Annotated in this window: 14 protein-coding genes and 1 tRNA gene; 2 read left to right on the top strand and 13 right to left on the bottom strand. The window is 54.9% G+C overall.

What is annotated here, in order from left to right:
• Window positions 1-240: 240 nt before the first annotated feature.
• From E3E42_RS01250 to E3E42_RS01260, 3 genes are all read right to left on the bottom strand, one after another.
• A complete protein-coding gene (locus E3E42_RS01250) occupies window positions 241-675 on the bottom strand; it encodes a hypothetical protein (protein ID WP_167902310.1) in 435 nt (144 codons plus the stop codon).
• 4 nt (window positions 676-679) lie between these two features.
• Window positions 680-895: a hypothetical protein gene (locus E3E42_RS01255; RefSeq protein WP_167902312.1), complete on the bottom strand. Its 216-nt coding sequence runs from the start codon at window positions 893-895 to the stop codon at window positions 680-682.
• A 405-nt stretch (window positions 896-1,300) separates the two neighbouring features.
• Window positions 1,301-1,376: transfer RNA gene (locus tag E3E42_RS01260), tRNA-Gln, on the bottom strand.
• 251 nt (window positions 1,377-1,627) lie between these two features.
• On the opposite strand from E3E42_RS01260, the gene E3E42_RS01265 reads away from it, so the two are divergent.
• A complete protein-coding gene (locus E3E42_RS01265; RefSeq protein WP_167902512.1) occupies window positions 1,628-2,065 on the top strand; it encodes a metal-dependent transcriptional regulator in 438 nt (145 codons plus the stop codon).
• A gap of 37 nt (window positions 2,066-2,102) precedes the next feature.
• On the opposite strand, the gene E3E42_RS01270 is transcribed toward E3E42_RS01265, so the two are convergent.
• The 4 genes from E3E42_RS01270 to E3E42_RS01285 form a co-directional block, all read right to left on the bottom strand.
• Entirely contained in the window at window positions 2,103-3,440 is a 1,338-nt protein-coding gene (locus E3E42_RS01270) for an NCS2 family permease (RefSeq protein WP_167902314.1), read from the bottom strand.
• 164 nt (window positions 3,441-3,604) lie between these two features.
• Entirely contained in the window at window positions 3,605-5,185 is a 1,581-nt protein-coding gene (locus E3E42_RS01275) for a hypothetical protein (protein ID WP_167902316.1), read from the bottom strand.
• A gap of 264 nt (window positions 5,186-5,449) precedes the next feature.
• On the bottom strand, window positions 5,450-6,454 hold the full coding sequence (locus E3E42_RS01280) for an ABC transporter ATP-binding protein (RefSeq protein WP_167902318.1): 1,005 nt from the start codon (window positions 6,452-6,454) through the stop codon (window positions 5,450-5,452).
• Window positions 6,448-8,073: an iron ABC transporter permease gene (locus E3E42_RS01285; RefSeq protein WP_167902319.1), complete on the bottom strand. Its 1,626-nt coding sequence runs from the start codon at window positions 8,071-8,073 to the stop codon at window positions 6,448-6,450. The genes E3E42_RS01280 and E3E42_RS01285 overlap by 7 nt, the downstream gene beginning before the upstream one ends.
• An 84-nt stretch (window positions 8,074-8,157) precedes the next feature.
• On the opposite strand from E3E42_RS01285, the gene E3E42_RS01290 reads away from it, so the two are divergent.
• Entirely contained in the window at window positions 8,158-9,222 is a 1,065-nt protein-coding gene (locus E3E42_RS01290; protein ID WP_167902320.1) for a P1 family peptidase, read from the top strand.
• Here the strand turns inward: E3E42_RS01290 and E3E42_RS01295 are convergent.
• From E3E42_RS01295 to E3E42_RS01320, 6 genes are read right to left on the bottom strand one after another with little or no spacing between them, the layout of a single operon-like run.
• The gene (locus E3E42_RS01295; protein ID WP_167902321.1) at window positions 9,200-9,862 is read right to left on the bottom strand and encodes an ABC transporter ATP-binding protein; all 663 of its coding nucleotides are present in this window, start codon (window positions 9,860-9,862) and stop codon (window positions 9,200-9,202) included. The genes E3E42_RS01290 and E3E42_RS01295 overlap by 23 nt on opposite strands.
• Complete coding sequence (locus E3E42_RS01300; RefSeq protein WP_058939963.1) at window positions 9,859-10,296, bottom strand: hypothetical protein; 438 nt, start codon at window positions 10,294-10,296, stop codon at window positions 9,859-9,861. Before E3E42_RS01300 ends, E3E42_RS01295 begins: the two co-directional genes overlap by 4 nt.
• Window positions 10,293-11,069 carry an ABC transporter permease gene (locus tag E3E42_RS01305; protein WP_167902322.1) on the bottom strand — a complete coding sequence of 259 codons (777 nt, stop codon included), beginning with the start codon at window positions 11,067-11,069 and terminating at the stop codon, window positions 10,293-10,295. The genes E3E42_RS01300 and E3E42_RS01305 overlap by 4 nt, the downstream gene beginning before the upstream one ends.
• Before the next feature lie 4 nt (window positions 11,070-11,073).
• Window positions 11,074-12,798 carry a PEGA domain-containing protein gene (locus E3E42_RS12125; RefSeq protein WP_167902323.1) on the bottom strand — a complete coding sequence of 575 codons (1,725 nt, stop codon included), beginning with the start codon at window positions 12,796-12,798 and terminating at the stop codon, window positions 11,074-11,076.
• Complete coding sequence (locus E3E42_RS01315; RefSeq protein ID WP_167902324.1) at window positions 12,795-13,826, bottom strand: hypothetical protein; 1,032 nt, start codon at window positions 13,824-13,826, stop codon at window positions 12,795-12,797. Before E3E42_RS01315 ends, E3E42_RS12125 begins: the two co-directional genes overlap by 4 nt.
• Window positions 13,823-14,023, bottom strand: coding sequence for a hypothetical protein (locus E3E42_RS01320; protein ID WP_167902325.1), 201 nt, complete (start codon window positions 14,021-14,023; stop codon window positions 13,823-13,825). The genes E3E42_RS01315 and E3E42_RS01320 overlap by 4 nt, the downstream gene beginning before the upstream one ends.
• Window positions 14,024-14,326: the final 303 nt, after the last annotated feature.

Raw genomic sequence — 14,326 nt, forward strand, 5'->3', positions numbered from 1 at the left:
ACTGTGGAACAGCAGCGAACAGTTATGAGCATTATGGTCTCACACCACGAACACTCAACACACTGTTTACTGGAACTCAACGCAGTGCCCCTTGCTGGCAACCATACATGCGGTTGCTCATTCACATCTTTGGAACGTTGGTGTATATAGTAAATTCCGAATTACTGGCGGGTAATGCATCATTACCCGCGTTAAAGCCATATTACAATTAGAACCGGGACAGTTTTAAGCCCCGACTGGCTAAATCAGCCTGCTTATCTTCCTGTGATGCACCACGCTAATGGCCAGGTACACGATGGCCGCAAGGAGCAGGGGCAGGTTTTTCAGATACCACCCTGCGGCTATGAATGTCAGCGAGGTACCCATGTAGAAGGCACTCCAGCTGATGTCGTGTTTGTTCACCACTTCCATGTAAACGGTAACATCGTCGGGTATTTTCAGGAGCGTAACGACGCCGTGATTGAACGCTATAACCCCCTCCCTCTCCAGTTTCGGGATGTGGGTCTGCACCAGGCTGACGTACACGCTTTTCCTGTGCCTTCTATCGGTGTCACCCTCTTTTTCGGCTATATATCCGACTATGTCCCGCAGTTCCGCATGACCGTCCCTCTCCTGCAGGAACTCTATCATGAGCATCCGTCTGTCGTTCCCGAGTATTGCAGTCGTTGCCCCCATGCTATCACCGTAACCTGTAGTGCTTGCGTTTATTCCCATTCGTGTAGAATGCTTCAACCTTTTTTTGCTCAACCATTTTCCTCAGGGTTCTCTCCACCTTCTGCCGCGTGCAATCAAGTCCCATCTCGTTGAGGAACCTGGTTATGAACGCTACGCTTAGTGAACCGTGAACCTTGAGCAGGTTGGTGATTTCACTCTCCAAGCTGATGGTGCTGTTCATGCCTTCACCTCCATGTTAGGCAATCGGTGTGTAACATCACTTTAAAAGTGGGATGACGTTCTATTTAAGGGTTCCTGAAAAGTTCGATTTTTGGATTTTCGGTAGTTCGATGGCTTATTCAGTTGATGTAGGCCCTAGAAGCAGATAAAACTGGCTTCTGTCTCCGTTCCCCCGACTTTCGAATGCCGTTTCTGCACGATTTTTTGGATATTTTACAACACTTTAGTTAATCTGCAGCAGAATATGAGCGATTTTTCTGCAATCTCGTGGAATCCCCTGATATTTAAAAAGGGACGCACACTCTAACAATGACATACAATACGCATTGGGGTGTAATTTGAAGTTCGAAACCAGAACCTGGGATAGGGGAGAAAGCGGGGTTCGAATATCTGGAGCCCAGTTGAATGGTAGCCCCGCGGGGATTCGAACCCCGGTCAAGGGATCCAGAGTCCCCTATGCTTGGCCGCTACACCACGGGGCTGCACCCGTTGATAGGTTCAGGGATGGATTTATAAATTTTATCCTTCCCCGGACTCCGTCGCAGGGCCTATAATCCTCCTCACCCAAAGTAGTAACGGCCCCTTCGGGTAATTTCACCGACAAGATGCGGCGGACCCATGTCGTTGAAGACTGGAACTGGAAAACAGACTTTTCCCTTCTTCCGGGGGAGGGAGTCCGCACTGTCCCGAAAACTACTTAAACATTTTTGGGTAGCCTAATCAGGTGAGGTCGTTGGAGGTAAGCAAGAGGGAAGAGGAATACCTCGAGACCATGTACATCCTTCATAAGAACAAGGGGATCATCCGCGTCAAGGACATCGCCAAGATGATGCGCGTCAAGCCGCCGAGCGTCGTCGATGCTCTGAAGAAGCTCTCGGATAAAGGGCTGGTGGAGTATGAGAAGTACGACAGGATTCTGCTGACGGAGGCAGGCAGGGAGATAGCCGAGGCAACCTACTCGAAGCACCTGCTCCTCACGCAGTTCTTCATTGACATCCTGGGCATCCCCCCCGAGATAGCCGAGCATGATGCCTGCCAGTTCGAGCACTACGTCAGCGAGATAACCGTCCAGAGGATACGGGAGTTTGCCCAGTACATACAGGAGCAGTGTCCCTACGTTCTCAAGCAGTTCATCAAAGAGAAGCTGGCCGAGAACGCGGAGTCCGAGTGATGTTCTCCCTTTTTGCTCTTCTTAAAAAAGAAGGAACTCAGAAGGCCCCGCCCAGGTAGGCGAAGTAGGCCAGGAAGATTATCGAGAGGGCGTACATCAGCGGGTGCACCTCGTCCCTCCTGCCGCTGAAGAGCTTGAGTATCGTGTAGCTGATGAAGCCGATGCCTATTCCGTCCGCTATCGAGTAGGTGTAGGGTATGGTTATGAGCACGAGGAAAGCGGGAATAGCCTCTGTGTGGTCTGCGAAGTTCACTTCCTTTATGGCGCTGAGCATGTAGTAACCCACTATGACGAGTGCCGGAGCCGTTGCAAAGGCCGGTATAGCCCCGGCCAGCGGCGCTATGAAGAGTCCTATTCCGAGGAAGAGCAGACCGGTAACAAGGGCCGTCATTCCGGTCCTTCCGCCCTCCTCTATACCCGCGGCGCTCTCGATGTAGGTTGTGACCGTCGAGGTTCCGAGGACGGCTCCGACGGTGGTGCCTATCGCGTCGGTGAGGAGTATCTTCTCGGCGTCGGGAACCTTTCCGTCCCTGGTTAGAAAGCCCGCCTTGGCGCTCAGACCGGTTACCGTTCCAAGGGTGTCAAAGAAGTCCACCATGAAGAAGGCGAAGATAACCCCGAGCGCCCCGACGTTGAGGAGCCCCTGTAGATCCATCTGCATGAAGGTGTAGCTTATGTCGGGCGTTGAGAAGAGCTGGTCCGGCCAGGGGGCTATCCCGGTGACCCAGCCGATGACGCTCGTGGCGAGGATTGAGATGAGCAGCGAGCCCTTGACGCGGAGGGAGATGAGAACCATCGCCAGGAACAGACCGAAGAAGAAGAGCAGTATCTTCCCGCTGGTCAGGGCGGCGGTGTTGAGGCCAGTGAACTGGAGCACCCCCGCGTCGTTCACCACGGCGGTGAGCAGGCCGACGTCGTTCAGGCCGATGAAGGTCAGGAAGAGGCCTATACCGGCACCTATCGCGTACTTCTGGCTTATGGGTATCGCGTGGATTACCGCGCTCCTGACCTTGGTGACGCTGAGGACTATGAAGATTAAACCTTCAACGAACACCGCAGCGAGCGCCACCCGCCAGTCGTAGCCCATTCCAAGGACAACGCTGTAGGCGAAGTACGCGTTCAGTCCCATTCCCGGCGCGAGGGCGAAGGGCTTCTTGGCGTACAGCCCCATGAGGATCGTTGCGAAACCAGCCGAGAGAGCGGTAACAGCTACGAGCGAGCTAAAAGCTTCTTTGCCCATGGCATCGCTGAGTATGGCTGGGTTCACGAAGAGAATGTAGGCCATGGTCATGAAGGTCGTAACACCCGCCAGAATCTCGGTTCTCATGTCGGTGCCGTGCCTATCAAACTCAAAGTAGTTCTCGAACCACCCCATGAGCTTCACCCCGTATTTGACTTGTTCCTGCCTAATAACTTGGTTTTTTAAAGGTTTTTTGACTGATAAATGTCAAAAGTAACAAGCGTTGGGTGGGTGATCGGATTCACGAACCTGGGGGGTGCTGAAAATGAGAGAAAATGAGAAGCCGCGATTTTGAGTGGCTACTGCTCAACGCTTCCGGCGGTGAAGGCTTCCGCGTAGGCTTTTACCACCGTTTCGTTGCCCATTATCATGAGGACCCTGACCAAGTCCATGCCCTTGACCTCGGCGAACTCCACGTAGAGGTACTGGCCCTCTTTGCGGTAGAGCTTGACGCTGAGCGGCCTGAAGTAATCGTTCTCAACGGGTTTTTTCTCCAGGGGGACTTCTTCAAATCCTGCCGCATTTATCGCGTCCCCGAGTTGGTCGATAACGGTCCCGATGGGACAGGTGCAGGCTCCCCTTATTGTGGTCTCCCTTTTCCCGCAGGTTGCCGGCTCCAGAAAGTTGTTCCACCCCCTACAGGCGAGGTTTTCCTGAATTACCCATGTTGTGTTGGCCTGGGGTATCACGTACGTGGCCAGGTACACCTTTCCCCCTGGCAGGAAGGGAGATTGTCTGTTAATGGCACACGGCTTGTTCCTCACCGTGGGGCAGAATGCTCCCGTGGCGTTTTCGGTGTTCCAAGTCACAAAGGCTACCTGGCTACCGGCTATCGCGCATTTGGGAGTTATCCCAATTCTTGAGGGCCAGTCCACACCGTACAAAGCTCCCGGGGGGTTCTCCGAGCTGACGTTTTTCGGGGAAAACTGGGGCATGATGGTTAGACCGTCGTTGTATTCCACGTACAGATTTCCCAGGGGACGCCTGACGCTCCAGCCGGCCCAGGCATTAACGGGGGTAAATTCCGGATTCATGCTGAGTTTGCAGGCGGACGTGTTCGGGTGTTCGGGCCAGGATCCCGCATTAACTTCTTCTAAGGGGCCACCGGCGCTTAGGGCCCTCGAGTAGGCCTCAACCACCCCCCGCTCCCTTCCCATTACCATGAGAACCCTGATTAGGTCCAGTCCCCTAACCCTCGCGAACTCGACGTAGAGGTAGCCTTCCGGCCCTTTGTACAGTCTGGAGGTGATGAGCTCAAAACAATTGTTTTCGCTGGTTTTTAGGCTCGATTCAATCTCAATGAAGCCTCCCTTCTCGATTCTCCCCAGTGTGGCTTTTATAACGTCTTCCCGGGAGCAGTTGCATTCAGCTACCGGTGTTTCTTCTCTGGTCCTATCTTCGGGGTAAACCCCGTACTCCCTAATCCTCCATATCGCCCCGGTGGTCGGTACTGCGTAGTGTGCCAGGTACACCTCGCCTTTGGGCATTGTGGCGTTCTCCACCCCGGAATATTCGGTGAACCCCACCACCGGCCGGTATGTTGTCCCCACGTTTTCTCCCTCAATGTGGAGCGCCCCCTTTGCCATGAAGCAGGGCGGCTCTATGCCCAGTGCAGACGGCCAGTCCTCCCTTTCCAGTCTATCAGTGTTCTCGAACAGAATCCTGTCATCAAAACCCCTTATTGTTCCGTTCATAACCTCCTCAACGCTCCAGTACCATGAGTTGGACGGTGTAAAATTGGGGGCGTAGGCTATGCTGCATTGGGGAAAGGGGGTGATACTGTCCTGTTCGTTTTCTGCGGTTGTATTATGGATCGCCATAAAAATGGAGAGGGAGATAATGGATATCGTTATGGCGGCCACAGTCTTCTTAGGGTCCAATTTTCTCCCTCCTCCTGGTTGGGTACACTGTTCCTGGCTTTCCGGCCGGTTCACCGTTACGGTTCCCCCAACGGTAACACCTATGGGCTTCCCAGTCCCAACTTGTGCTTTCAATTTGGGATTGCATTACAAAATATGCCGACAAATTATTTAATCCTTTCTATCACCAAAAGTGAAAACAAAGCCGGAACCAAGTTATGCCAGTTCGAACCATTACAAATATTATGGGTGTGAAACGGCACTTTGAAAAACCCTCTGGGCTTTTCACCCCAGCACCGAGAAGCTCCTCACCTCAACATATACTCGCTTCGGCATCTCCTCGACGCCGAAGGGCAGCTCATCGAGGAAGCGCTCCGCGAGGATTACCTTATCTCCAATCCCGAGCCTCAGCCTTATCCTGCCGGGCAGGAGTTCGTAGTCGAGAACCTCCGCCGCGTCGCCGGGTTTTATGTGGACACTCTCCGGCCGGAAGAAGACCCTGACCTTTCCTTCCCTCCCCACGTCGAAGCATAGGCTTTCGAGGCAGGCCCTTCCGTTCTCGGCTTTGAGCTCCAGTATGTTGCTCAGGCCAAGGAAGCGCGCCACGAACTCCGTCTTTGGAAGGTAGTAGAGCTCCAGAGGCTTTCCAACCTGCTCAACGTGGCCGACGTTCATCACCGCTATCCTGTCGCTTACCGCCATTGCCTCCTCCTGGTCGTGGGTGACGTATATCGTCGTTATTCCGAGCTCGCGCTGGATTCTCTTTATCTCCCCCCTCAGGCGCTCCCTTATCTTCGCGTCGAGGTTGCTCAGCGGCTCGTCGAGGAGCAGAACGTCAGGCTCCACAACGAGTGCCCTCGCGAGGGCCACACGCTGCTGCTGGCCGCCGCTCAGCTGCTCCGGATAGCGGTTTTCAAGCCCCTCCAGACCGACCAGCCGGAGCGCCCATCTCACCTTTCTTTCAATCTCGGCCTTCGGGAGCTTTTTCATCTCCAGCCCGAAGGCAACGTTCTTGAAGGCCGTCATGTGGGGGAACAGCGCGTAGTCCTGGAAGACTATGCCTATCCCGCGCTCGTAGGGGGGTAACTCGTTCACCCGCCTTCCGTCGAAGAGTATCTCTCCCCTATCAGGTCTTTCAAAGCCCGCTATCATCCTCAGCGTCGTGGTCTTTCCGCAGCCGCTCGGACCGAGGAGCGTGAGGAACTCGCCGTCCCTGACTTTCAACTCGCCTATCTCAAGCCGAAAATCTTCCCACTCCTTGACCACTCCCCTTAGCTCTACCCTCACCATACCTCCTCACCAACCCTTTCTATCACCATGAAGGCCAGAGTTGAGACGGCCATAAGAAGAACCGCCAGGGCGGAGGCTGAGCCGAACTGCCTCGCCCCGAGGAACTTGTATATCGCCACCGTCATGGTGGTGTATTCAGGTTTTGCCAGCATGTAGGTCGCCCCCAGCTCGGCTATGCTCATGGCGAAGGCGAATATCGCACCGACGATGACTCCACCGAGCGCCAGCGGAAGCTCCACCCTCAGGAAGGCCTTCCACTCCCTGGCTCCCAGGCTCATGGCCGCCTCGAAGAGGTTGGGCCTTATCTTCTTCAGGCTCGTGGAAACGGCGCGGAGGACGAAGGGATACGCTATCACCGTGTGGGCGGCGATGATTATCCAGGCGGTGAAGTACAGGGGCGTGGTGTGGAAGACCCTTATGTATCCCAGACCGAGGGTTATGGCGGAGCTGGCCAGCGGGAGCATGACGAGGACGTCGAAGAGCCTCTTTCCCCTGAAGTTCCAGCGGTGGAGGGCGTATGCTATCGGCAACGCCACGAGAACCGAGAGGATTACCGTGGCGAGGCCGAAGGTCAGGGAGTTCCTTATCGCGTCGAGCGTTGTCGCTCCGAACATCGGGTTGTACTCGGTCGAGAATATCCTCCTGTACCACTCCAGGCTCCACTGACCGCTGAAGCGCAGGGAGTCGTAGATAACGGCCAGGAGGGGGGAGACTATGAAGACGAAGACGATTAGGGAGTAGGTTCCAACGAGCAGTCCCTTGACGCTCAGCCAGTCGCGCCTCGTGAAGGGACGGGGCTTCCTGAAAACCCTCTGCTCCTCGCGCTTGGCGTAGCTGTCGAGGGCCCTGAGGTAGAGGTACATGAAGCCCATGCTGAGGAGTATCTGGATTATGGCCAGCGCCGAGCCGGTCTTGAAGTCGAGGAGGACCATTATCGAGGTGAAGATGTCCACCTCTATGGTGGCGTAGCGGTAGCCGCCTATGATAAGGGGTATGGAGAAGCTCAGGAAGCAGAAGACGAAGGTGAGCATCGCCGAGGCAAAAATCGCCGGGGATATCATCGGCAGGGTAACCTTGCGGAAGAGCGTCCAGCCCCTCGCCCCCAGGGCCATCGCCGCCTCCTCGTAGTGGGGGTTTATTCTCTGCCACAGCGACGAGACCATGCGTATAACTATCGGGAAGTTGTAGAAGGCGTGGGCGAGGAGGATTCCCTTCCAGGAGTAGAGGATTCCGGGGTCGCGGCCGATGAGTCCCGTGATTATCCCGCTCTTCCCGAATAGGAGAATGTACCCCAGGGCAACCATCACGCTGGGCATGACAAAGGGAACCGTCAGGACGGCCTTTATGACCCTCTTCCCGGGGAAGTCGTACCTGGCGAAGATGTACGCCCCGGGGAGGCCGAGGGCGAGCGTCAGCAGGGTTGAGGCTACGGCCTGCCCTATCGTGAAGAGGATGACCCTCCTGTGGTAGTCGTTTGCCAGGACGGCCGAGATGTGCCTGAGCGTGAATCCGTTCTCCCACAGGGCCGTTTTTAGTATGCTCGCTAAGGGAACGTAGAAGAAGACCAGCAGGAACGCCAGAGGAATTAGCAGGAAGAGCTTCGAAGGCTTCACCCTCATGGGCAAAACTCGGTTTTTGCTCTTTATAAGCGTTGATTGGGCAAGGTTGTTAAATCCGGCATGCTATTTATCACCGGTGATACCATGAAGGCCCCCGAGCTGGGAATAGAGATCGGACTTCACCCTCACGGAAAGAGGAACTCAATGGCGGACTTGGGCGTTAGAGTCGGCCACTCGACGATAATCGAGGGGGAAGACGTTAGGACAGGGGTTACCGTTCTCCTTCCACCGGTGAAGAACCCGTACAGGGAGAGGCTCTTTGCTTCAACTTTCATCATGAACGGCTTCTCAAAGCCCATCGGTTTTATCCAGGTGGAGGAGCTCGGCTACATTGAGACGCCGATAGCTCTAACAAACACCCTGAGTGTCTACACCGTGGCCAGCGCGATGGTCAAGCACATGATCGAGCTGAACCCGGAGCTGAGGAGCGTTTCTCCGGTCGTTATGGAGTGCAACGACTCCTACCTGAACAACATAAGGAAGCTCGCCGTTAAAGAGGAGCACTATTTCGAGGCCGTCAAAAGGGCCAAACTCGACTTCGAGGAGGGTTCGGTCGGAGCTGGGACGGGAATGAGCGCCTTCGAGTTCAAGGGCGGAATAGGCTCCTCCTCGCGGGTGGTGGAAATCGGCGGGGAGGAGTACACCGTCGCCTCGCTCGTCCTGGCGAACTTTGGGAGGCGGGAGGACCTGACGGTGGCCGGGGTTCCGGTCGGGCTCGAGCTGAGGGACTACCCGGGCAGGGGAGCCTCTGGAAGGGGGAGCATCTCCATCGTCGTTGCCACGAACGCGCCTTTGACCGCGAGGCAGCTCGGGAGGCTCGCCAAGAGGGCGGTGGTTGGACTCGCGAGAACCGGCGGCTACGCCTACCACGGTAGCGGTGACGTGGTTCTGGCCTTCTCCACCGCCCAGACCGTCCCTCTGGATAAGGAAGCTCATCTACTCAGCTTTCTGCCGGACAACGCTCTGAGCCGGCTCTTTAGAGCGGCGGCCGAGGCCACGGAGGAGGCTATAATCAACGCGCTCCTCCAGGCCAGAACCATCGAGGGAAACGGGCGTGTGAGGTACGCACTGCCCCCTGAGCGGGTTTTGAGGATACTCAAAAATTATGGAATGACTGGGCCAGGCCTCATATCTCCTCAATCTGAGTGATGACCTCCTTGGGGCTGCCCTTCAGAACCACCTTTCCGGCGGCTATGACCACCACCTCATCGGCAAAGCCGATAAGGGGACGCCATATATGGGATACTGCCACGATGTTCAACCCCTCATTCGCGAGCTTTCCGAGCGTCTCCGAGACCTCCTTTATCCCTTTGAAGTCGAGGTTTGCAAGGGGCTCATCCAAAAGGACTAACTTGGGTTTTCCGATGAAGGCTTGAGCCAAAGAAAGCCGCTTCAGCATACCCGCGGAGTACTCGCCAATCCGCCTGTCAAGAAAACCCGTAACCGAGAACATTTCAGCACTCTTCAGAACGTCGCTATCATCGGCTCCCTTGAACCTTGCAATGTAATCAAGCCACTCCCGCCCGGCCCTGTGCTTTGGGAGTGACGGCGGGTCAAAGGAGACTCCGAGCCTGGACTTGACCCCCTCGTTGCTCCACGGAGCCTCGCCGAGAACCTCAATCCTCCCCGAGCTTGGCCTGTAGAGGCCCGCGCACAGGTTCAGGAAAGTGCTCTTGCCCCCGCCATTCGGGCCGAGGATAAGGGTGAATCCCTTTCCGATCTCTACACTGACCGAGTCAAGGGCCACGAGCTTTCCAAAACGCTTGCTCAGGTTTTCTGCAGTGATCATCTTCTCCCCTCCCTAAAAAGCAGTAATGCGAGCAGTATCGCCGAAGTTCCGCCGATAAAGTATTTTATCTCCAAAATCCGCTTTGATGGGTACTTTGAAGTCATCCTGTACGCTAAGGTGACCGGGGCATAGTAACTCGTTACCTGAGCGAAATAATAACCGGCGTGCTCAATTTTTAAGTACCCGTTGAGCTGACCCTTTGGAGTCTCATTGAGGAGGAACCTGTTATCCTCTGGGTCGTAGAATGAAACGCTGTAATTCACGCCCTTTCCGGCGTTGGTCGTCACGCGAAGAACACCTGCTGAGGGAAGCACAAAACCTCTCTCCTGGCTTACAATGCCAGAGGTCGATGTCCTGAGGGCCTTCTCCTGGAGCGGAAATGAAAGGAGGGTGAAGAGCAGCAGGGCCAGGAGGAACGCTTTTATGAGCCTCACGAAACATCCCTCCACTCGCTCAGAACGAGCGTGAGTGATAGAACGACCAGCGGGAGCAGCAGGCCGGCGTAGAACGTCGTGTTGAAGAAAACGCTCAGCTTCTCTCCGGGATCCCAGAACACGGCGTGCGCCTTTACGAGTCCGTCGTTCAAAATCCTTGGGGGCAGGAAGTCCCAGTCAAGAATCTCCGGGATGTACATTACGGTAATTCCCCCCAGGATCGACGCGAACGTGCCGGGGCTCAGGAGAGCTATTAGGGACGACAGGGCCGACACGTACAGGGATGCTTCAAGCCAGTACATGAGGTGTGTAAGCAGATATCGCTGACCGAGCATTCCCTCCTTAATCATGCCGGGGCTGTCTCCGTAGGCGTAGATGTAGGCAACAAAAGCCGCACTGAAGGCTGAGAGGAAAAGGACGGTGAAGACCGTAATGAACTTTGCCAGGATAGCCTCGTAGTTCCTGATGGGAAGGGAGTAAACGCTCTTTGCAACCCTCGTGTCCCTGTCGTAGCGGATGGTAAGGGATGCAAGGAGAACGCCGGTAATGGCGAAGATTGCGGAGGACTTATCGGAGAGTCCAGGAAAAAGCATGGCCGTCCCCGCGGCCGCCTGCCCCCTGGCCATCTCCAGCCCCATGGGCATCACGTTCGCGTTAATGCTGAAAAGATTGGTGTAGAACGTCACCGCGAGCAGGATGAAGCTGAAAACAAATATGAGGGCCACGTAGGGGTCCTCCAATTCCCACTTCAGCTGTTCTTTGACGCGTCCCATTCGCTCACCTCCGCCTGAGCAGGATTGGGGTAATCCCAACGACTAAGGCGAGAACGAGGAGCTTGAGCTCCACTCCCTTGTCGGTGTCCAGCGGTGAAGCGCTGGAGGATGATTGATCACTTGAAGTTGAGGATGTTGGAGTAATCGCAGGCACACTGCTCGTCGTTTGCTCCTGTTTGATTTTTTCGAGGGTCAGCGTTACGCTGGCGTTCGCCCCGGCTTTCAGGTAAACTCCAGCACTCGCGTTCTCGTAGCCCTCCAGCGACGCAGTGACAACGTAGTGGCCGGGAGTTAGGGTTAGCCTGCAGGGACTGGCGCAGGTCTGATTCGTGACGCTAACCCTTGCCCCAGCCGGCTCTGTGTCAACAACCAGAACTGGGAGGCGCTTTAGGGCCACCTTTATAGTTCTGGACTTGTTTGGGGTGAGGAGTACGCTGAAGTTCTCCGCGACGTAGCCATTGGCCGAGACCAGAACCTGGTGCTCGCCCGGTGAAAGTGTCACGCTCGTGTTCTTGACCTGCTCGCCGTCGATGGCCACGGAGGCATTTTCGGGGGTGACGTTGAGGACGAGAGTCGCGGGGAGGGGCTTAAGTGTGAGGTTAATCTCTTCCCTCCCCGGGACGCTGAAGCTCCCGACGGCACCGCTGTCGTTGAGAAATGCCGTTACAGTGTAGCTCCCGGGGGGCAGGTAGAAGGTGCCCGGGGAAGTGCCCCTGACGAGGACGGTGCCGCTGATGACGAGCGATGCTCCCTCCGGGTCAGTCCTGACCTCCACGCGGTGAAGTTCCGCTTTCTTCTCCTCCACGCGAACCAGTTCGAGGGCGCGCTTGAGACTGTAGCTTATTTTGTACCTCTTCTCAGGCTTGAGCCGTATAACCGCCGTCAGGAGTGTGTGGTTGGTCCCGACGCTCAGGTTGTAGGTGTCGACCTTCCGAAGGTGGTCTATTCTAAGGGTACCCCCGTAGTAATCCACGGCGGTGACGTTGTAAATATCATGGGGAATCACGGGCAGTATTAGGGTGAAGGGGGTCACCATCGAGGCGGAGCTGACGTTGTAGAGATAGCCCTCCACGTAGGGCACATCAGAAGTTACTTTAACGGATGAGAGTGGGGGTATGAAGCTTGTGTTTTTGAGCGATATTCCGGAGGTTCCAAAGGGACCCACAATCGTGTAGAAGATGTACTCCAGCTTTCCGCTTATGTCCTGGGTACTGTCCCGCAGGTAACAGGGCATTATAGTGCCGTTGATGGTGAGCTTTGCAATGGTGTCCCCAGCGTCCTCCAGGGTCATCGGCAGGGGTTTGTCCGTGTAATAAAAGGGACTCCATACCCCTCCGCACCCGCGTATTCGGGGGTGGAGGCTTGGTGGGGAGTTGTACTTTGGGTAATTCTTCCACCGGTCGTACGTCACTTTAACGCCGAGGATCGTGAGGTTTCCCTCCACCAACTCATCAGGCTCAACTGTACTGAATTCCACCCTCACGAGTTTTGAAGCGTTGACGAAGACTTTGGCCTCAAGCTCAACCTGACCCTCCGCGGTCACAGTGTAGTTCCCTACCGGAAGGACGAGAGTTATTGGGGTGTTAAAAACTCCAACGCCGCGAACTTCAACCGTGAGGTTGTCCCCTTCTATCGTGAGGGCACCGTAAGCGGAGCTGGCCAGTGCTCCCTGTGTTGTGGGATTGAAGATGACAGCCAACAGCAACCCCATTAGGAGGAGCCTCTTCACTTTCTCCACCTCCAGATGAGTGATGCGGTGAGAACAATCAACCCAGCGAGCAGGTAGTACCTGAGACCTGTATCCGGAGCTCTTCCGGTACCCTCCTCTGGGAATTGAATGTTCGTTTCATAAAGAACGAACTCGTAAGGCCAGTACTCTCTGGAGAAGTCGATTTTATCGTTCATCTCCGCGGAGTAATGGTTAAAGATGTGCCCTTTCACCACGCCGAGGGTGTAGAGTTCGGGATATGGCAAGTCCCCAATTGAGACCGCCACGCCGGTGTCGATGTCATAGAGAGAGTCCATGCCAATGGACGAGCTCAGATAACCCTTTTTCTGGTAGAGTATTGGTTGCCTGTTTGATTTGACTCCTATCAACGGCGGGTGGAAGGTTTTAACGAAGGTGTGCACGAGCTTGCCCTGGGTGAAGGTTACGTTGCTCACCTCAAGGTCACCAACCAGCGTGAAACCGTGCCTCCTCAGTATTGATGCCTTGTAAAGCAAATCCCCCCTCTCCGGAAGGTTGTAGGGAAGGATGAAGAACGAAGGTCGACCTATTTTAGTGCCGTTCAAGTAATAGTATCCATCCGTCAAATTCAGGAAAAGCTCGCCCTTCAGGGTTAATGAATCAAGGGCACAGCGCAGGTCCGGCGTGAGGTTGTTCATTCTCAGGGTTATTAAAACAATCGCGGAAGAATTCGTCACGTTCGTGAGGTTAAACGTCACAAAAATCGAACCGAAAACGGACAAACCATAGAGAGGATAGTCACTACCTGAGTTCTCTATCCGGGCTTTGAGTTTTTGGCAGGATTGGGGACCATTTTTGAGCACGCCGATGAAAGCATTCAGGTTTTCATCAGGGAGCTTGTGAGGGGTGTAGAAGAGCATGTTGGGATAGCCTTCGTACTTCTCCTCCCCTGGCAGCACCGCGTACGTCACGTACGTCCCGTTTTTGAACCAGGATGGTGGAGTGAAGGCACTAACTTGGGGGGATAAGAGGAGGAAAATGAAGAGAAGCGAAAGAGCTCTGGCCTTCAAAGGTTCACCTCCTTGGCGTGGACGCCGGCCCAGACAAACTTAGAAGTGCCCCAGCTCTTCTCATCCACATCGTGGTCCCATACTTCTTTGCAGGACGATGTTGCTGTAGCCGCGGGAATCGGCGGTCTCCACGCTGACACCAGCCCGAAGAGGAGTCCCCCGAGCAGGAGAACTCCGAGCAATTTCCTCAACCTCATAGGTACCACCCCTGCCAAGCGGGCAGTTCTAACTCAGTTTTAACTATGAACAAAAGTATATAGATTTTTTCAGTAAACAAAACAATTTACGTTAACATAAATGGTTAAGAATATATAAGAATACCGTTGTCCTGTGGATACCAGCTTTTAATTGTCATAGTGTAACAGGGGGTGTTCCTGTGGGGCCCATATGGGGTCAAAAATTGGTTCTAACGTAATGCTTTAATGGAATAATGTTACTTTGAGTACGCATACCTGAGGCCATCGCGGTCTCCGGGGCACCTCTGATTTGGAAGCACGTCC

It is taken from the genome of Thermococcus sp. JdF3 (assembly GCF_012027495.1).
In the GTDB taxonomy this organism is placed as follows: domain Archaea; phylum Methanobacteriota_B; class Thermococci; order Thermococcales; family Thermococcaceae; genus Thermococcus.